Consider the following 17,143-nt stretch of genomic DNA (forward strand, 5'->3'; position numbering starts at 1 on the left):
CCAGAGATGGGGGTTGCTGATGAGCATGATGCCTGTGAGTCATCGTGATGTCTGCGTGTCATCACGCTCGTCAGGACATCCCAGCCCAGACGGGTGACACCGGTCCCGTCGGCCTCACCAGCCCCCGGCGCTTCATATCGTGCAAACGTGAGAAAAAGCGACAAGAGGCGCTCATCTTCCCTGCTGGGGAACTCTGCCCGCGTACCACTGAAGGTGCTGACGGCGGCGGTCGCGCTCGCGGTGCTCGCGACGACCGGGCCGGCCACCGCGGACAATCCAGGCCAAGCGCCCGTCGCGGAGAGCCACGAGCCCGGGGTGGACCCCACACCGGAGCGCCCACCGACCAGCGAGGTGTCCTGGCTGTCGTTTCCCGGCGGGGTGTTCGCTGTGGACTCACTCGGGCACACGGTGCGCTACCGCGCCTGCGACGGCGACACCGGCCGGGTCGCCGACCCGACGATGCGGGTCGCCGCCGGGGTGGCCAGCGGGGCTGTCGTGGTCGGGGGGACGGCCTACCGCTACCGGGTGCCGCTGGTGGGGCGCAGTGAGGGCACGCTGGAGGTGATCCAACGGCACCGCCCGCCGACGACGCTGACCGGCGTGGTGGTCACCAGCCCGCAGCCGCCCACCGACCCGGTCGCCGGGGCCCGGCTGTTCCCGCTCAGCGGGCAGCTCGCCCGGGTGGTCGCCGACGCGAGCCTCAACCCGGCCGGAGTCACCGTCCGCGACCTGTCCGGCCGCTACGGCGACCAGCAGATCGCCGTCAACGGATCGCTGCGCCCCAAGGCGGCCAGCGTCATCAAGCTGTGGATCCTCGTCGAACTGCTGCGTCGGGTCGACTGTGGACAGGTCTTCCTCGACGACGGTGTGCTGGTCACCCCGGAGGACGTGGTCGGCGGCACCGGCCAGTTGCAGTTCGAGACGTTCCCGCAGGTGGTCACAGTGCACCGGCTCGCCCAGTATCTGATCAAGTACAGCGACAACGTGGCCGCGAACGTGCTGATCACCTACCTGGGTGGGTTCGCCCCGGTCAACGCGCTGATCGACTCGATGAACCAACGGTCCACCATCCTGGCCCGCCGGATGCTCGACAGCGCGGCGGCCCAGCGCGGCGAGGAGAACTACACCAGCCCCGACGACGTGGTGTCACTGCTCGGCGCGGTCTGGGACGGCGAGATCCTCACCCCCGCCTCCCGCGACCTGATGATCGGGTTCATGCGGGAGCAGACACTGAACACGAAGATCCCGGCGGCGTTGCCACCCGGGGTGCCGGTGGCCCACAAGACCGGTGACCTGCCGGACGCCTCACACGACGTCGGCTACTACCTGATCCCCGGCACCGAGACCGCCGTCGCGTTCCTCACCGCCGGTCCCATGGCCACCGGCGACGAGACGGTCCGGCGGATGGCCCGCACCGTCTACGACTTCCTGGTCACCCCGGTCGCCGGGGCGGTCGAGGAGTGAGCCGACCTCAGGCGCCGGGAATGTTCGCCGGCGGGTCCTCGCCGACCAGGTCGGCCGCCGGCGGGTCCGCCGACACCGGCAGCCCGAAATCCGAGTACGTCAGGTCGAGCTGGGCGACCTCCGACTGCTGGCTGGCCAACTCGATGCGGTAGCGGACCAGCCGACCCTGCTCGTCGACGGCAGCGGTGAACGGCACCGCGGCGGCCCGGTCACCGAGCACACCGCCGACCCCGTTGCCCAGCACCGCGCCGCTCTGGCGCAGGTCCAGTGTGCCCGCGTACTCCCGCGCACCGGTCTGCCGGACGGCGGTCGCCGTGCTGAGCGTGCTCGCCAGTCTGGTGTTGTCCAGGCCCTGCTGGGCGGGGGGTGAACCCGGAGCGCCGACATGCCACCACGTCTTGCCGTCCCAGACCGGAACGCGCCGGTCCGGGGCGCTGATCCGCACGTAGACGTCCGGTCCGGTGGTCAGCCGTTCGATCTTCACCTCGCCCGTGGGCACCTTCAGGGAGGTGGTCTCCAGACCACGCTTCGCCTTCGGGTCCCAGAGGACCAGCGTGGCGTCCCCGCCCGTCGTCCCGCCGCTGCTCAACGCCAGCCTGTAGGTCTGCTGGTCGACCTTCCCGGCGGCGGCCCTGAGCACACCGATCGCCTCGGTCGGGCCCGCCGACGCCGCCGGCCGACCCTCATCGGGTTCGTCCCCGGTGGTCACGAACGCCCACACCCCGGCGGCGACGGCCACGGCGAGGATGACACCAGCGGCGATCAGCTTCGGTTTCTGCACTGTCATCTCCCCCGGGCGGTGCGGTCCGGCCAGACTAGCCGGACCGCCCCTCGTCACGCCCGGCTGATCGCGTTGGCGTGGATCGCCTCGTGCAGATACGCGGCCAGCCCCGGCGCGATGTTCTCGTAGTGCGCGGTGAACCGCTCGTCGGCCAGGTACATGTCGGCCAACCCGGTCTGCATCTCGTACGAGCACTCGTAGAACCAGCGGCTGATGAGCTGCCGGTGCTCCTCGGCCAACTCCATCGCCTCCGGGCTGTCCGCCGGTGCCCCCGAGGCCATCAGCGCGACGATCCGCCGACCCCAGTCCTCGTTCTCCGCCTTGTTCCGCAGCCAGTCGTCCTTGCTGTAACGGGCGACCCGCCGGTTCGACTCCCGGTACGCGTCGGTGTCACCCCAGCGCTGCTCCGCCTCGGCCTGGTGCTCCTCCGGGTCGAAGTCACCGAAGACCTCGAACCGCTCCTCCGGCGTGAGTTGGATGTTCATCTTGCTCGCCTCCATCGCGAACTCGATCGCCGTGACCATCTCCTGCAACCGCTTGAGCCGTACCGTCAGCAGTTCGTGCTGCCGGCGCAGGTGCGCGGCCGGATCGGCCGCCGGGTCGTCGATGATCGCGGTGATCTCCTCAAGCGGGAAACCCAGCTCCCGGTAGTACAGGACGAGTTGCAGCCGTTGCAGGTCCGCGTCGTCGTAGCGGCGGTAACCGGCCGAGGTGCGCCCGCTGGGCGAGAGCAACCCGATCTCGTCGTAGTGGTGCAGCGTCCGCACCGTCACGCCGGCCACCTTCGCGACCTGACCCACCGTGTACGCCATGGTCCCCCTCCCTTCCGGGAACCAGGCTCCTGCCTGCCGCTACGTGAGAGTCAACTCCGATTCTGGCCCACCATTGCGGGGCCGTCCGGCCGCCCGTACAGATAGCCCTGGCCTCGTGGGCAGCCGATCGCGGTGACCGCCTCGTGCTGACGCTCGGTCTCCACCCCCTCGGCGACCACCGCCAAATCGAACGCGCCGGCCAGGCGGGTGACCATCTCGACAGTGGCGTACGCCCGGTCGTCGGTGCCCAGCCGGGCCACGAACGACCTGTCGATCTTCAACTCGGTGGCCGGGATGCGGTGCAGGTAGCTCAGCGACGAGTAGCCGGTGCCGAAGTCGTCGATGGCGATCCGGATGCCCAACTCCCGGAGTTGGTGCAGCCGCTCCAGCACCGCCTCGGTGCCCTCGATCAGCGCCGACTCGGTCAACTCCAGTGTCAACGCCCGTGGTGCCAGCCCGGCGGCGCTGGTCGCCGCGGTGACAGTGGCGATCAGGTCCGGGCGGCGCAGGTGCGCGGCGGCGATGTTCACAGCGACTGTCGCGTCCGGCGCTCGCCCCCGCCAGGTCGCGGCGGCCCGGCACGCCTCGTGGATCACCCACCGGTCGATCGGCAGGATCAGCCCGGTCTCCTCGGCCAACGGCAGGAACTTCGCCGGTGGCAACATCCCCAGCCGGGGGTGCCGCCAGCGCACCAACGCCTCGGCGCTGCGTACCGCGCCGGTGGTCAGGTCGACGATGGGTTGGAACTCCAGGTGCAGCTGGTCCTCGTCGACAGCGCGACGCAGGTCGGCGATCAACTCGGCGCGGGAGACAGCCGACTCGCGCAACGCCGCCGTGCACGTGCGGTACGCGGACTTCCCGGCCGCCTTGGCCGCGTACATGGCGATGTCGGCGTCACGCAGCAGGTCGCTGTGCGAGGCGTGCTGGGGGCCGTACTCGGCGATGCCGATGCTCGCCGACGGGTGCACCCCGACGTCCTCCTCGTCGTCGGAGGGCCGCAACGCGTCCAGCAGCCGCTCGGCGAGCCGTTCGGGTGACACCGGCCGGTCGCCGTCGACCAGCACGGCGAACTCGTCACCGCCGAGCCGGGCGATGGTGCCGTCGCCGTTCACGGCGGTGTGCATCCGGGCCGCGAGCCCGGTCAGCAGGGTGTCACCGGTGGCGTGCCCGAACCTGTCGTTCACCTGCTTGAACCCGTCCAGGTCGAGCAGCAGCACCGCCACCGGCCGCCCGTGGCGCAGCGCCAGGCGCAGCCGCCGGTTGAACAACAGCCGGTTGGGCAGCCCGGTGAGCTGGTCGCCGTACGCGAGCCGGCGCAGCCGGGCCACCAACCGGAGGTTCTCGTTGGCCGCCAGCCCCTGCCGGACGGCGAGGGCGGCCAGCAACACCATCATGGTCACGAACACCAGCTGCGGGGTCTGCCCGGTGGGCCGGCGGGCCAGCACCACAGCGATGATCGCCCCACCCACCGGCAGGTACGGCAACGCCACCCGCCACCAGGGCGGCAGCGGCGACTCGGCGGTGTCGTCGGTGCCGTCGCAGTCCGGTGGCGGCGGGTTCCGGGTGGCCAGGCCGATCAGCAGGTAGCTCAACGGCCAGCACAGGTCGATCGGGTGACCGGCCGTGTAGTCGGCGCGGGCGACGAGCGACACGTAGACGACGTCGGCGACGACCCGCAGGGTGAGGCTCGCCGCCAGGACTGTCATCGGCCGCCACATCGGCCGGGCCGGCCCGGAGACCGCGACCAGGATGGTGAGCTGCATCAGGTCGAACATCGGGAAGAGCAGCCCCAGCGTGCGCGCCGGGTCGGCCAGCTCGGCGGCGGCGACCCCACGGAAGACCAGCACCCAACCGATCGGCACCAGGGCCAGGGCGACGATCACCCCGTCCAGCAACGTACGCGCCCGCCCGACGGTGGTCCTCGGTGCGGACGGCGAGCTGAGCAGCGCGGCAGTGCCGGTGAGGATGCCGGCGGTGAAGACCACCCCGACCGCCGGCGTGTGCGGCAGGTCGCCGCCGACGAGCCGCTGCACGGTCCAGATCGCCCGACCGGTCGCGGCGAGCGCCATGGTGAGGGCGAGCAGCACCCAGAACCGGCGCAGCGGCGCCGGATGTCGACGGGCCACCCCGACGCACGCGAGCGTCGCCCAACCGGCGACAAGCATCGCGCCGATGTCGCTGACCAGTGCCGCGCCGGGCAACGCGGCGACCAGCCAGCCCGCCTCCAGCAGGATGACAGCAGCCGCGACGAACACGCCGACGGGGTTGAGCGTCCCCGCAGCCTGCTTTCCGTCCTGTCGGGACACGGTCGCTCCGGCTCTTTCGTCGTGCGTGCACCCTCGGCGGCGCCGGTCCACGGCAAACCCCGAAAGCCTAACCAGCGCTCAGAAACGCCGCCAGGGCCGAACGTGCACCCCCGCTGCGGCTCGCGCCTCTGGTCAGCGGCCCGCGGATCGGTTCCAGGGTGAACGGGGCAGCGCGGTGCCGGCCACCGGACGGCGTGCGCGGCGGCGTCTGCGTCGGCCAGGGGTGCAGGGCGGGCGGGCGACGGTGTGCACTGCCACGTCGGCGGAGGGCGTCGGCCGGCCGATCAGCCAGCAGAGGAAGCGTTCCATCGTCGGATCAGCCGACCGGGAGGCGCTCGACGTCGGACTTGGCAATCTCGTACTCCGCCCCGCAGAACGTGCACTGCTGCGCGTACCGGGTGCGGATCGGAATGAGGGGGATGAAGAAGAGTGTGAATTTCGTCGAGCGGCGGGTGATCACCTGCGCGGCCTGGTTGCCGCAGTGGCGGCAGACCTGCTGCACGACACCGGACCGGTCGACCTTGGTACGCAGACCAAAGATGAAGAACATCGCCCGCCAGTACCCACTCGACAGCGAAAAGTCACCAGATCCCGCCACCGGATCTCCGACGATCGGGCCCGCATGCACAAGATCGTGCTCGATCCAGGATGTAGTGGCCTCCTGGGTGAACGAGGCCACTACATCCCTGATCGAGCACGATCAAGGCGAGGTGATCAAGGCGAGGTGATCAAGGCGTCAGCTGGACGTTGCGGGCTCCAGGCCGGGGATCTCCTCGGAGAGCCAGATCGGCTGCCAGTTCGGCACCTCGTGGAAGCGACGCAGCTCGAACAGCCCGGCAACCGACCCGCTCCACGCCCCGTACGGGGGGTTGGCCTCGTCGAAGCCGCTCTGCACGAAGGTCAGCGTGGTCCGGCCACCGGACTCGGCCAGCTCCCAGCTCGTCACGCCGGTCGGCCCCCAGTCGACGGACATCCGGCGGCCGGGCTCCAGGTCGACGACCTTGGCCGCGTAACCGGTCTCGAAACCGCCCATGGCGTACCGGCCGCCGACCCAGGGCTCGATGCCGATCGGGTAGCCGAACCAGGCGCTGGCCTGCTCGGAGTCGGTCAGCGACTCCCACACCTTGTCGGCGGGGGCGGCGATGACCAGCTCGCCGCGCAGGTCGGCGGAGGTGAAGTCGGTGCGGGGCAGCAGTGGCTTGCCCTCCAGGTGGGCGGCCAGGTTGGCGATGGACAGCGCCCAGAACGTCTGGAGCACACCGCGGATGGTGGAGCCGCTCATCGCCTCGGCGAAGTCGAAGTGGCTCTGGATCAGCGTCAGCACCGTGCTGTCGGTGCCCTCGGCGGTGAGCTGGAACTCGGTGGTGGTCTCCACGCCGTCGAGCAGCCAGCCGAAGCGCAGCGTGTCGTCGTCGGCGTGCAGCAGCCGCTGGTGCGGGGCGTCGCCCTCGGGCGTGTAGCGACCCCAGAACTCGTACCGCTGGGGCAGCTCGACCTCGGCGTGCTCGGCCAGCCAGAGACGCAGCTCGGCCGGGTCGGTCAGGGCCTGGCGGACGCGCCCGACGGGCGCGGAGAGACGGGCCTTGACCTTCATCGGCTCACTCATTGTCGTTCCCTTTCGGATAGCAGGCGACGGCCAGCTTGAAGGCATCTCCTTCGCTGCCGCCGTAGCGGGTGAACAGGTCCTGAAGTGCGGTTTGCAGGTCGTGCAGGAACTGCTGTCGAAGCTCTGCCGGCACCCGGATCTCGCCGGAGACCCCGATCGAGGGCAGCTCGGGCGCCGCCCGGTCCAGGCCGGCGATGTCGGCCTGGACCTCCTCCATCAGGTCGAGCAGGTAGCCCAGGCTCAGTTCGTCGCGGGCCCGGCGCAGGCCGATCCGGCCGACGAGTCGCGGGGAGAGCCAGTAGGACCGGGCTGCGGCCTGGTAGATGCCTTCGGTGATGCCGCGGACCTTGCGTTCGTTCACCAGCTCGACGAGGCCGGCCGCGACGAGCTGCTTGACGTGGTAGTAGACGCGCTGTGGCGTCTGGTCGAGTCGGGCCGCGACCTCGGTGCAGGTGCGCGGCTCGGCCAGTTGCCGCAGCACTTCGACGCGCTGCGGCTTGAGCAGGACTTCGGCCTGCTCGATCTGTTCCAGGTACAGGACATCTCTCATGGCAAAATCAGTTTGTACGTACAAAACTTCTTTGTCAATCGCTTCGCCTGAAGCCGCGCCGACTTTTTCGGCGCGGCTTCAGGCGGCGGTCAGCAGGTGATCAGGGCAACCAGTCCGGTCGCAACGGGTAGCCACTCACGCCGTTCGGGCCGTTGTGGGTGGCCAACACCTGGTGCAGTTGAATGCCGTTGCGCTCGAACGCCATCCGCGACCCGGCCATGTAGAGCCCCCACACCCGAGCGGTGCCCGCGCCCACCTCCGAGACGCAGTAGTCCCAGTGCTCAACCAGGTTGCGACACCAGGCGGCCAGCGTCAGCGCGTAGTGCTGACGCAGGTTCTCCTCGTGGTGCACCTCGAACCCGGCGTCGTGCACCTCACTGATCAACCGGCCCGGACCGGCCAGCTCACCGTCCGGGAAGACATACCGGTCGATGAACGCGCCCGAGCGGTGCGGCGCGCGATTGTCCGCCCGGGTGATGCAGTGGTTGAGCAGCCGCCCGCCCTGCCGCAGCCGGCTACGCAGCGCCCCGAAGTAGGCAGGGTAGTTGCGCACCCCGATGTGCTCGGTCAACCCGATCGAGGAGATGGCGTCGAACTGCTCGGCCGGCGCGTCCCGGTAGTCGAGGTATCGCACCTCCGCCAGCTCGGTCAACCCCTCCCGCTCGATCGCGGCCTGCGCCCACTGCGCCTGCGCCTTCGACAGGGTCACCCCGAGGGCCTTGACGCCGTACTCGCGGGCGGCGTGGCGCACCATGCCACCCCAGCCGCACCCGACATCCAGCAGCCGCATCCCCTTCTTCAGGGCCAGCTTGCCGGCGACCAGGTCGTACTTCGCCGCCTGGGCCTGCTCCAGCGTGTCGTCGGGAGACCGGAAAACCGCGCAGGTGTACGTCATCGACGGGCCGAGCACCTTCTCGTAGAAGGCGTTGGAGACGTCGTAGTGGTGCGAGATGGCGGTGCTGTCACGCACCCGCGAGTGCCGCAGCCCGTTCATCACCCGCTTCCAGCGGGGCTGCGCCTCCTGCGGCGGCGCCGGTGGCGGCATCAGCCGCTCCCAGCCCAGCCCACGAACCAGCGCCAGCCCCTCGGCCAGCGACGGTGGGCGTAACCGCAGCTCGTCCTTGAGCACCCGCAACGCCTCGTACGGATCACCCGGGTGCACGCCCTGCAACGCCAGGTCACCACTGACGTACGCCCGGGCCATGCCCAGGTCACCGGGTGCGGTGAGCAGGTACGACAGCCCACGCTCGGATTGGATCGCCAGGGTGATGCCGGCATCGGACGGGCCGACGGCGCTGCCGTCGTACCCGGTGATCCGCACCGGCAACGGCCCAGTGGTGACAGCGCGGACGACATCCGCGACTGTCGGACCCGTGTGCCGGCCCCCCGCCGGCGGGGTGGCGGGAACGCTCGCCGCCCCCTGATCTCTGTCGGTCAGGCTCATGCTCGTGCTACCGCCTTTTCGTACAGTCCCGTCAGCCGGTGGTCCGGGTCGTAGCGGTCTTTCACCGCGCGCCACGTGTCGCCGCCGTAGAGGCGATCGAAGGCGTCCCGGTCGTAGTACGCGTCGGAGTAGAGCGACTTGTGCCCGCCCGACTCCGACACCCTGCGTTCGATCGTGCGGTTGACGTCGCCGTCGGCGGCGCCCGGCGCGATCGGCACGCTCCCCCAGAACCCGATGTTGACGTAGTCCTGACCGGGCCGCAGCGGATACAGCGGCCAGGACCGCGCCGAACCGGGCCCCGCCGGCTCACGCAGTCGCAACGGACACAGCCACACCGGGTTCATTCCCACTGCGCCGGCGAACCAACGCAGGAAGTCGGCAGTACGGTCCAGCGGGATCTCCACGTCCTGCACGACCCGCTCCCGGGCCGGTTGCCCGCGCAGCCGGTCGATCCGGGCCGCCACCTGATGGCGATGCTCCAGCCGGACCAGTCGGTGGTAGAAGTCGCTGCGCCGGTAACGCGCCGGCCAGAGCCTGCGTACGACAGGGTGCTGCGCACCGAACGCCGACGAGCACCAGAACCAGTCGGTGTCCCAGCGCCACAGATAGTCGTACGCGGTGAGCACGTCGCGGGTGCGCTGGCGCAGCGACCTGTAGTAGATCGCCTGACCGGTGTAGTCGCTGGGCGGGTCGGCCACGTCGGTGAACGTGGCGAAGACCAGGTACGCCTCGCCAGGGCTGAACATCACCCCGTCCATCGCGTCCACCGGTTCGCCGGCCCAGGACCGGGTGGCGGTCACCTCCGCTATCGCGTCGGTCAACGCCTCCAGTTGGGTGAACCGGACGTTGCGCAACGCCACGTACCGGCCGACCGGTTGCAGCTCGATGCGCAGCCGGGTGGCATAACCGAGGCTGCCCAGCGAGTTGGGGAACGCGGTGAACAGGTCGGCGTGCTCGCCGTCGGGCCGGGCGGTGATGATCTCGCCGGAGCCGGTGAGCACGTCCAACTCCTGGACGGACTCGTGCGGCAGGCCGTTGCGGAACGAGGTCGACTCGATCCCGAGGCCGGTCACCGCGCCACCGAGCGTGATGGTGCGCAACTGCGGCACCACGAGCGGCATCAGGCCGTGCGGCAGCGTCGCGTCGACCAGGTCCTCGTAGGTGCACATGCCCTGCACGTCGGCGGTACGGCCAGCCGGGTCGACCGACAGCACGCCGTTCAGGCCACTCACGTCGAGCCCCGGAGTCCGGGGAGCGGACCGGGGACGGAACAGGTTGGAGGTGCGTTTGGCCAGCCGGACAGGCTCGCCCGTGGGCACCGCGGCGTACGACCGCCGCAGCGTGTCCACCGCTTGATCATGGTCAATCGGTTGATCCACACGCTCAGCGCGCATGTGATCACCTTACGCTCGCCGTTTGGAAACCGTGGGATGTCGGCCGTGGCAGTTTCCCGTCCGGTGGCAGGCCCGACGGCTACCGTGGCGGGCATGCCATCGCCAGCGATCACCGCCCTGGACGCCGCCCAACTGCCGTATCGGCTGGTCAGCCACGGTGCGGTCGGCAGTCTCGCGGAGGCCGCCGCCGCCCGGGGCGTGGCCGTCCCCGACGTGGTCAAGACGATCGTGGTCCGGCGCGGTGAAAACGATCACCTGTTCGTGCTCACCCCCGGCAACCGGGTCATCTCCTGGCCCAAGCTGCGCGCTCTGCTCGGTGTGCACCGGCTCTCCATGCCGGACGCGGCCGGCGCCCTGGCCGCCACCGGCTACGAACGCGGCACCATCACCCCGTTCGGCGCGAGCACCGCCTGGCCGGTGGTCGCCGACGAGCGACTGCGCGGCCGGGGGATCACCCTCGGTGCTGGCGAGCGCGGTCTCGCCATCGCGCTCGACGCCGACGCCGCGATAGCCGCCCTCGACGCCACAGTGGCCGACGTCACCGACGCGCAGCCCACCCGCTGAACGCTGCCGGGGCGGCGGCGCGGCCTACTGTTGGGACATGCCAAAAGCCGTGTGGAACGACCTGGTCGTCGCCGAGAGCGACGACACCGTGCTGGTGGAGGGCAACCACTACTTTCCCCGCTCCGCCCTGCGCGAGGACCTGATCCGCGAGTCCGCCACGCACACCGTCTGCCCGTGGAAGGGCACCGCCTCCTACTACTCCCTCGAACACGACGGCAGCACCAGCAAGGACGCGGTCTGGTATTACCCGGAGCCCAAGCCGGACGCCGAGATGGTGCGTGACCGGGTGGCGTTCTGGAAGGACGTCCGGGTCGTCGACTGACCGCCGAACTGGCTCCGGCGCGACGTCGTGGGTGAGGATGGCGCGTATGTCCGCGCCCGAGGAACGCCCCGACCCCGCCGGCACCGTCTACGGCGGCCACCGGGCACCGCGCTCCGGGCCGCTGGCCGATCCGTTGCTGCGGGTCGCGGTGGCGGTCGGGGCCGTCGGCGTACTCCTGGGGGTCGTCTTCGCCACCGGGCTGCTCGGCGGTGACGACGAGCCGTCGGTGCCGGCGTCGGTCGGTACGCCGTCCAGCGCACCGCAGCCCAGCGCGCCGGCCGGCGAGCCGAGCCCGGCCGCACCGACCGAGCCGTCACCGACCCCGTCGACCAGCACGCCGGCCGCCCCGCCCACCGGGCCCCGGGTGCTGCGCGCCGCCTCGGGCCTCTGCCTGGGGCTCGACGGTGACGGCAAGGAGGCCAAGGCCGAGTTGGCCGTGTGCACCGGCGCTCCGGAGCAGCAGTGGGTGGTCAGCCCGGCCGGCGCGGGCGTGCTGACGGTGACCAACGCCGCGTACGGGCAGTGCCTCGACGTCGAGGGTGGCAGTCGGGACGACGGCGCGCGGTTGCTCCAGTTCCCCTGCCACGGTGGAGCCAACCAGCAGTGGCGGTTCGGCGGTACCGGCACCAGCGCGGTGCTGCTCATCGCCGCGCACAGCAACAAGTGCGCCCAGGCCGACGACGACGCCGTCGAGGCCGGCGATGACATCCGGCAGCGACAGTGCGACGGCCGGCCGGCCCAGCAGTGGGCAGTGAGCTGACCGGCCGACGCGTCGCGTTTCAGCCGCGGAAGCTCCACGCCCTGGGCGCGGTCGCGGCGACCAGCACGGCCTCCGGTACTCCTCGGCCCGGTCGGCGGCGCAGCAGCAACGACAGTCCGGCGGCGCCGATCGACAGCACACCCGCCACGTACCAGGCCATCGCGTAGTCGCCCAGCCGGTCCCGGACCAGGCCCGCGCCGGTCGCGGCGACCGCAGCGCCGAGCTGGTGCGCGGCGAACACCCAACCGAACACCACAGCCCCGGCGCTACCGAAGTACTCCCGGCACAGCGCCACCGTCGGCGGCACGGTGGCCACCCAGTCCAGGCCGTAGAAGACGATGAACACCAGCATGCTCGGCTCGGCGGTGCCGGAGAAGAGGCTCGGCAGCACCAGCAGGGACAACCCGCGCAGCGCGTAGTACACGCCGAGCAGCAACCGGCTGTCCACCCGGTCGGTGAGCCAGCCGGAGGCGATCGTGCCGACGATGTCGAAGAGCCCCACCAGGGCGAGCAACCCGGCCGCTGTGGTCTGAGCCATGCCGTGGTCGTGCGCGGCCGGCACGAAGTGCGTACCGACCAGGCCGTTGGTGGTCGCGCCGCAGATCGCGAAGCCGCCGGCCAGTAGCCAGAACGGTCGGGTCCGGGCCGCGGTGGCCAGCGCGCCGAGCGCCCGGGTCGCCGCGCCGCCGGTCGGCGGCGGGGGCGCGACGACCTCGGTCGCCCCGTAGGCGGGCAGGCCGAGATCCGCCGGGTGCTCGCGCAGCAGCCACACCACAAGGGGTACGACAGCCAGCGCCGCCCCTGCCACAACGAGCGCGGCGGTACGCCAGCCGTGGTCGCGCACCAGGATGGCGATCAGTGGCAGGAACACCAGTTGCCCGGCCGCCCCGCCCGCGGTCAGCACTCCGGTGACCAGGCCCCGTCGGTGGACGAACCAACGGCCGGTGACGGTGGCCACGAACGCCAGCGCCATCGAGCCGGTGCCCAGCCCCACCAGCACACCCCAGCAGAGTAGGAGCTGCCAGCTGGCGGTCATGAAGACCGTCAACCCGCTGCCCGCGGCGACCAGCAGCAGCGCGACCGAGACCACTCGGCGAATGCCGAACCGGTCCATCAGAGCGGCGGCGAACGGCGCGGTGAGCCCGTAGAGCAGCAGGTTGACCGAGACGGCCGCGGAGATCGTGGCCAGGGGCCAGCCGAACTCCTCGTGCAGCGGGTGCAGCAGCACCGACGGGGTGGCGCGGAAGCCGGCCGCGCCGACCAACGCCACGAAGGCGACGGCGGCGACCAGCCAGGCGGGATGCAGACGGCGGTTCTTGGTCACCTGACAAGTCTGAGCCGGGCCACCCACCTCGACGAGTGGCCGGAAAGCCATCATGCGCAATAATCGGGCCATGAGCGCTCGCCCGCACCGGATCGCCGTACTCGCGCTGCACCAGGTCGTCGGCCTGGACCTCGGCACCCCGTCCCAGGTCTTCAGCACAGCCCGGGCCGCCGACGGGACACCCTTCTACGACGTCCGGGTGTGCACCCCGGGCGGGCAGCCGGTACGCAGCACCGCCGGCTTCCAGGTGGTCCCCGACCACGGTCTGGAGCTGCTCGACACAGCGGAAACGGTGATCGTCCCGGGCATCCACGACGGGACCGCGTTGACAACGGGCATCGCCGACCCGGAGGTGACCGGGGCGCTGCGCGCGGCGTACGAGCGGGGCGCCCGGATCATGTCGATCTGCACCGGAGCGTTCGTGCTCGCCGCCGCCGGGCTCCTCGACGGGCGGCGGGCGACCACCCACTGGGCGTACGCCGAGCGGTTCCGCCGCCTGCACGACCGGGTGGACCTCGATCCGGGCGTGCTCTTCATCGCCGACGACCGGGTGCTCACCTCGGCCGGAGTCGCCGCCGGCATCGACCTCTGCCTGCACGTCATCCGCCTCGATCACGGCAGCGAGGTGGCCAACAGGGCGGCCCGCCGCTGTGTGGTGCCACCGTGGCGCGACGGCGGTCAGGCGCAGTACATCGAGCAGCCGGTGCCGAAGGCGACCGACACCAGCACGGCGGGAGCCCGGGAGTGGGCGCGGCAACGGCTGCACGAGCCGATCGCGCTGCGCGACCTGGCCGAGCAGGCACGGATGAGCGTGCGCACCTTCACCCGACGCTTCCGGTCGGAGACCGGCCTGAGCCCGGCGCAGTGGCTGCTGCAACAGCGCACCGACCACGCGAGACTGCTGCTGGAGACGACCGACCTCACAGTCGACCAGATCGCCCACCGCTGCGGGTTCGGCACCACCGCCGCCCTACGCCAGCAACTCCACCAACGCATCGGCGTGGCCCCGTCCACCTACCGCCGCACCTTCCACCCCCGCCCCGAGCCCATCAAAACCTGACCCACCCGCGCACCCGCGCGCCCGCGCACCCGCGCACCCGCGCACCCGCGCACCCGCGCACCCGCGATCTTGCATTTACTGTCGCCTAAACACCCAATTATGCCGCTTTTGCCGGGACAGTGTGTGCAAGATCGACGGAGAGCTTGGGGCGAGGTCGGGTAGGTCAACGAGCCTGATGTCTGTGAGTCATCGTGATGACTCACAGACATCACGCTCAATATGGCAACACCCCCGACACTCCGCGCGACGCCGCAACGCCGGCCGGCCGACGGCTTCTCGGGGCCATTTGGGCCGAGTGTCTTTGGCGCTCAGGACCGGAGCCGGTGCAGTTGGGACTGGTGTTTGGGCAGGTGCACCCTCGTGTGCAGGTCCAGGGTGCGGGACCAGGGCAGCGGCTCGTCGACGATGAGGTCGAAGCCCTCGCGTAGGTGCGTCTCGACCGGGGTCTCCGCTGCCAGGCCGAGCTGGTCGACCAGCCCGCACAACCGGTCGCTGGTGCCGTGCAGCAGCGCGGTCAGGCCACGCAGACCACAGTGCTCGGCGGCGAGCGCGTCGAGCTGCGGGCGGTGCATGTCCTCCGCCAACTCGTAGTAGGCGAACGGCGACCCGGCCAGCAACGCCTCGGTGGCCTGGATCATCAGCTCATCGTTGGCGACCAGATGCGCGACGATCTGCTCGGCACTGAGCTGCCCCTCCGGAGCCGGACCGAACCCGCCAGCGTCGACCTCCGCGAACAGGGCACCGTAAGCCCGCCGCAATCCCCCGCTCTCCATCCCCCCAGTCAACCCGCAGCGGCGGGAGTTAGCGGCGGGATTGGCGGGAGCGGAGGTAGTCGCTGACCACGTACTCGCCCAGGTCGTCGGTGTCCGGCGTGAACATGCGACCCCGGCTGCGGCGGGCCACCGCGTCGACGAAGCGCCGCAGACCCGGGTCGTCGCCGAGCATGAAGAGATTGAGCGTGGCACCGTAACGGCTCAGACGGTCCACCTCGCGGACCGTCGCCTCGATCGTCTCCGGCAGCGGCGGCCAGTGGAACAGCGCCTCCCCGTCGTCCGGGTCCAGGTGCGCGGTCGGCTCGCCGTCGGTGACCACCAGCACGATCGGTTCGGCGTCCGGGTGTCGCCGCAGGTGCCGGCCCGCCAACCGCAGCGCGTGCTGGAGGTTGGTGCCCTGCTCCATGTCCGGCTCCACGGCCGCCAACTCCTGCTGGGTGAGCGTCATCGCCTCCCGGCCGAAGCCCACTATCTGCAGGGCGTCCTGTGGGAAGCGCGTCTCCATCAGGTGTGCCAACGCCAGCGCCGTCTGCTTCATCGGCCCCCAACGACCCTGAGAGATCATCGAGTACGACAGGTCGACGCAGAGCACCACAGCGGCCGAGGCACGCCTCTCGGTCTCCACCACCTCGAAGTCGTCCACCGCGAGCTGCACCGGGACCGTCGGCCCGGCCCGACTGACCGCCCGGGTCAACGTCCGGACCACGTCCAACGGTTGCTCATCGCCGTACTGCCAGGGCCTGGACGCGCCACTGACCTCGCCTGCCGCACCGGCCGAGCGCAGGTCGTGCTGCCCGCGCGGCCCGGCGGTCAGCTCCGCGAAGACCTGCCGCAGCGCGGTCCCGCCGAGCCGGCGCAGCGCCTTCGGGCTCAGCGTGAGCCCTTCCGCGTCCCGGCTGACCCAACCCTGGCGGCGCAGCTCCCGCTCCAGATCGCGCAGCCGGCGAACGTCGTCGGCCGCGTCCCGGCCCAGCGTGCGCGCCACCGCGTCGACGTCCACGTCGTCGAGGGTCGCCCCCGGGTGTTCCTGGTCAAGCTGGTCCAGCAGGTCGTCCAGGTCGCCGATCTCACCCAGCGCGCCGGCCGCGTCGGCGTAGTCCAGCGGCTGGTCGCCACGAACCCGCTCGCCGCGCCCCCAGCGCAGATCGGGCCGCAGCGCGCGCAGGTTCGCGTCGAGCGCCGACAACTCCCCCGCGAGGCGGTCGCCGAGCGACTGCTGCATGAGGCCGGCCAGCTCGGCGCGCTGCCGCTCGGAGAGCGAGTTCATCAGCCGCTCACCGGCCGCCGCCCGACGGGCCAGCACGTCGATCAACTCGTCGACGTTCTCCGGTTTCTCCGGGAAGAAGTCGCCATGTCGGCGCATGAACTCGGCGAAGGCGTCGGTGGTGTCCTCCGCGCGACCGTGCCGGGCGAGCAGGTCGTTCAGGTCGCCCATCATCTCGGCGAGCCGCTGCTGGGCGGCCGGGTCGGCGGAGGCGCGCACCGCCTCGCTCAGTCCGGCGAAGCGCTGGCCGAGCACGTCGTCGCGGAGTTGGTCGAGGATCTGCTGGTACGAGCGGCGGGCGTCGTCGCTGGCCCACTGGTAGCCGGACAGCTCCTCCACCGCCCGCGCCGTCGAGCGCGGCAGATTGTCCAGCACTGCCTCGGCGAACCGCGCGGCGTCGTCGTCGCGACCCCGCAGCTCGTCCCGCTCGGCGGCGAGTGCCTGGTCGAGCAGGGCCTGGGCCCGGGTCACCGCCCCGTCCAGGTCGCCCCTGCGCAGCGCCTCCCGGCGCAGCCGCCGAGCCCGGGCGGCCAGGTCGTCCAGGCCACCCCGTCCCTGCGGGCCACGGCGCAGCAGGTCACGCAGCGCCTCCCGCAGGCTGCCGCCGGCCAGCACCTCGGCGCCGACCGCGTCCACCGCCTCACGCACGTCGTACGGGGGTGCGAGCGGGTCGGGCCCGCCGTTCCACTGCCCGTAACGGAACCGGTTGCCGGCCACTG

16 protein-coding genes are annotated in these 17,143 nt (G+C 71.2%); 5 read left to right on the top strand and 11 right to left on the bottom strand.

Features of this window, described 5'->3' with window-relative positions; translation table 11 throughout:
• Positions 1 to 147 precede the first annotated feature (147 nt).
• The gene (locus MED01_RS00510; protein ID WP_238666550.1) at positions 148 to 1,464 is read left to right on the top strand and encodes a serine hydrolase; all 1,317 of its coding nucleotides are present in this window, start codon (positions 148 to 150) and stop codon (positions 1,462 to 1,464) included.
• A 7-nt stretch (positions 1,465 to 1,471) separates the two neighbouring features.
• Here MED01_RS00510 and MED01_RS00515 read toward each other — a convergent pair whose 3' ends face one another.
• The 8 genes from MED01_RS00515 to MED01_RS00550 all read right to left on the bottom strand — a co-directional run bounded on the left by MED01_RS00515 (position 1,472) and on the right by MED01_RS00550 (position 10,357).
• Positions 1,472 to 2,245 (bottom strand): hypothetical protein, encoded by a 774-nt coding sequence (locus tag MED01_RS00515; RefSeq protein WP_238666551.1) that lies wholly within the window; start codon positions 2,243 to 2,245, stop codon positions 1,472 to 1,474.
• A 53-nt stretch (positions 2,246 to 2,298) separates the two neighbouring features.
• On the bottom strand, positions 2,299 to 3,057 hold the full coding sequence (locus MED01_RS00520; protein ID WP_238666552.1) for a MerR family transcriptional regulator: 759 nt from the start codon (positions 3,055 to 3,057) through the stop codon (positions 2,299 to 2,301).
• A 50-nt stretch (positions 3,058 to 3,107) separates the two neighbouring features.
• Positions 3,108 to 5,363, bottom strand: a complete 2,256-nt coding sequence (locus MED01_RS00525; RefSeq protein ID WP_238666553.1) for a putative bifunctional diguanylate cyclase/phosphodiesterase — start codon at positions 5,361 to 5,363, stop codon at positions 3,108 to 3,110.
• Between the two features lie 316 nt (positions 5,364 to 5,679).
• Positions 5,680 to 6,042: a zinc-ribbon domain-containing protein gene (locus MED01_RS35995; RefSeq protein WP_238666554.1), complete on the bottom strand. Its 363-nt coding sequence runs from the start codon at positions 6,040 to 6,042 to the stop codon at positions 5,680 to 5,682.
• Positions 6,043 to 6,099: 57 nt separating this feature from the next.
• On the bottom strand, positions 6,100 to 6,969 hold the full coding sequence (locus MED01_RS00535; protein ID WP_238666555.1) for an SRPBCC family protein: 870 nt from the start codon (positions 6,967 to 6,969) through the stop codon (positions 6,100 to 6,102).
• A complete protein-coding gene (locus MED01_RS00540; protein ID WP_238666556.1) occupies positions 6,962 to 7,519 on the bottom strand; it encodes a winged helix-turn-helix domain-containing protein in 558 nt (185 codons plus the stop codon). The genes MED01_RS00535 and MED01_RS00540 overlap by 8 nt, the downstream gene beginning before the upstream one ends.
• Positions 7,520 to 7,619: 100 nt before the next feature.
• Positions 7,620 to 8,963, bottom strand: coding sequence for a class I SAM-dependent methyltransferase (locus tag MED01_RS00545; RefSeq protein ID WP_238666557.1), 1,344 nt, complete (start codon positions 8,961 to 8,963; stop codon positions 7,620 to 7,622).
• Positions 8,960 to 10,357: an FAD-binding oxidoreductase gene (locus MED01_RS00550; protein ID WP_238666558.1), complete on the bottom strand. Its 1,398-nt coding sequence runs from the start codon at positions 10,355 to 10,357 to the stop codon at positions 8,960 to 8,962. The genes MED01_RS00545 and MED01_RS00550 overlap by 4 nt, the downstream gene beginning before the upstream one ends.
• A gap of 93 nt (positions 10,358 to 10,450) precedes the next feature.
• On the opposite strand from MED01_RS00550, the gene MED01_RS00555 reads away from it, so the two are divergent.
• Genes MED01_RS00555 through MED01_RS00565 form a run of 3 tightly spaced genes read left to right on the top strand, consistent with a single transcriptional unit; the run spans position 10,451 to position 12,003 of the window.
• Entirely contained in the window at positions 10,451 to 10,921 is a 471-nt protein-coding gene (locus tag MED01_RS00555) for an aminoacyl-tRNA deacylase (protein ID WP_238666559.1), read from the top strand.
• 37 nt (positions 10,922 to 10,958) lie between these two features.
• Positions 10,959 to 11,243: a DUF427 domain-containing protein gene (locus tag MED01_RS00560; protein ID WP_238666560.1), complete on the top strand. Its 285-nt coding sequence runs from the start codon at positions 10,959 to 10,961 to the stop codon at positions 11,241 to 11,243.
• A gap of 46 nt (positions 11,244 to 11,289) precedes the next feature.
• Positions 11,290 to 12,003, top strand: a complete 714-nt coding sequence (locus MED01_RS00565) for an RICIN domain-containing protein (protein ID WP_238666561.1) — start codon at positions 11,290 to 11,292, stop codon at positions 12,001 to 12,003.
• A 19-nt stretch (positions 12,004 to 12,022) separates the two neighbouring features.
• Here the strand turns inward: MED01_RS00565 and MED01_RS00570 are convergent, their stop codons facing one another.
• Positions 12,023 to 13,378, bottom strand: coding sequence for an MFS transporter (locus tag MED01_RS00570; protein WP_274525052.1), 1,356 nt, complete (start codon positions 13,376 to 13,378; stop codon positions 12,023 to 12,025).
• 1 nt (position 13,379) lies between these two features.
• Between MED01_RS00570 and MED01_RS00575 the strand changes: the two genes are divergently transcribed.
• The gene (locus MED01_RS00575) at positions 13,380 to 14,387 is read left to right on the top strand and encodes a GlxA family transcriptional regulator (RefSeq protein WP_238666563.1); all 1,008 of its coding nucleotides are present in this window, start codon (positions 13,380 to 13,382) and stop codon (positions 14,385 to 14,387) included.
• A gap of 308 nt (positions 14,388 to 14,695) precedes the next feature.
• Here the strand turns inward: MED01_RS00575 and MED01_RS00580 are convergent, their stop codons facing one another.
• Both MED01_RS00580 and MED01_RS00585 read right to left on the bottom strand, forming a co-directional pair.
• Positions 14,696 to 15,160 (bottom strand): hypothetical protein, encoded by a 465-nt coding sequence (locus tag MED01_RS00580; RefSeq protein ID WP_238666564.1) that lies wholly within the window; start codon positions 15,158 to 15,160, stop codon positions 14,696 to 14,698.
• A 28-nt stretch (positions 15,161 to 15,188) separates the two neighbouring features.
• Positions 15,189 to 17,141 carry a vWA domain-containing protein gene (locus MED01_RS00585; protein ID WP_238666565.1) on the bottom strand — a complete coding sequence of 651 codons (1,953 nt, stop codon included), beginning with the start codon at positions 17,139 to 17,141 and terminating at the stop codon, positions 15,189 to 15,191.
• Between the last annotated feature and the right edge of the window lie 2 nt (positions 17,142 to 17,143).

The organism is Micromonospora alfalfae (assembly GCF_022230925.1).
GTDB classification, from domain to species: domain Bacteria; phylum Actinomycetota; class Actinomycetes; order Mycobacteriales; family Micromonosporaceae; genus Micromonospora; species Micromonospora alfalfae.

Bases quoted from the DNA above. Each gene is read 5' to 3' on its own strand.
- MED01_RS00535 (WP_238666555.1), bottom strand. From the start codon at position 6,969: ATGAGTGAGCCGATGAAGGTCAAGGCCCGTCTCTCCGCGCCCGTCGGG.
- MED01_RS00575 (WP_238666563.1), top strand. From the start codon at position 13,380: ATGCGCAATAATCGGGCCATGAGCGCTCGCCCGCACCGGATCGCCGTA.
- MED01_RS00545 (WP_238666557.1), bottom strand. From the start codon at position 8,963: ATGAGCCTGACCGACAGAGATCAGGGGGCGGCGAGCGTTCCCGCCACC.
- MED01_RS00520 (WP_238666552.1), bottom strand. From the start codon at position 3,057: ATGGCGTACACGGTGGGTCAGGTCGCGAAGGTGGCCGGCGTGACGGTG.
- MED01_RS00565 (WP_238666561.1), top strand. From the start codon at position 11,290: ATGTCCGCGCCCGAGGAACGCCCCGACCCCGCCGGCACCGTCTACGGC.
- MED01_RS00570 (WP_274525052.1), bottom strand. From the start codon at position 13,378: ATGGCTTTCCGGCCACTCGTCGAGGTGGGTGGCCCGGCTCAGACTTGT.
- MED01_RS00560 (WP_238666560.1), top strand. From the start codon at position 10,959: ATGCCAAAAGCCGTGTGGAACGACCTGGTCGTCGCCGAGAGCGACGAC.
- MED01_RS00580 (WP_238666564.1), bottom strand. From the start codon at position 15,160: ATGGAGAGCGGGGGATTGCGGCGGGCTTACGGTGCCCTGTTCGCGGAG.
- MED01_RS00540 (WP_238666556.1), bottom strand. From the start codon at position 7,519: ATGAGAGATGTCCTGTACCTGGAACAGATCGAGCAGGCCGAAGTCCTG.
- MED01_RS00550 (WP_238666558.1), bottom strand. From the start codon at position 10,357: ATGCGCGCTGAGCGTGTGGATCAACCGATTGACCATGATCAAGCGGTG.
- MED01_RS00555 (WP_238666559.1), top strand. From the start codon at position 10,451: ATGCCATCGCCAGCGATCACCGCCCTGGACGCCGCCCAACTGCCGTAT.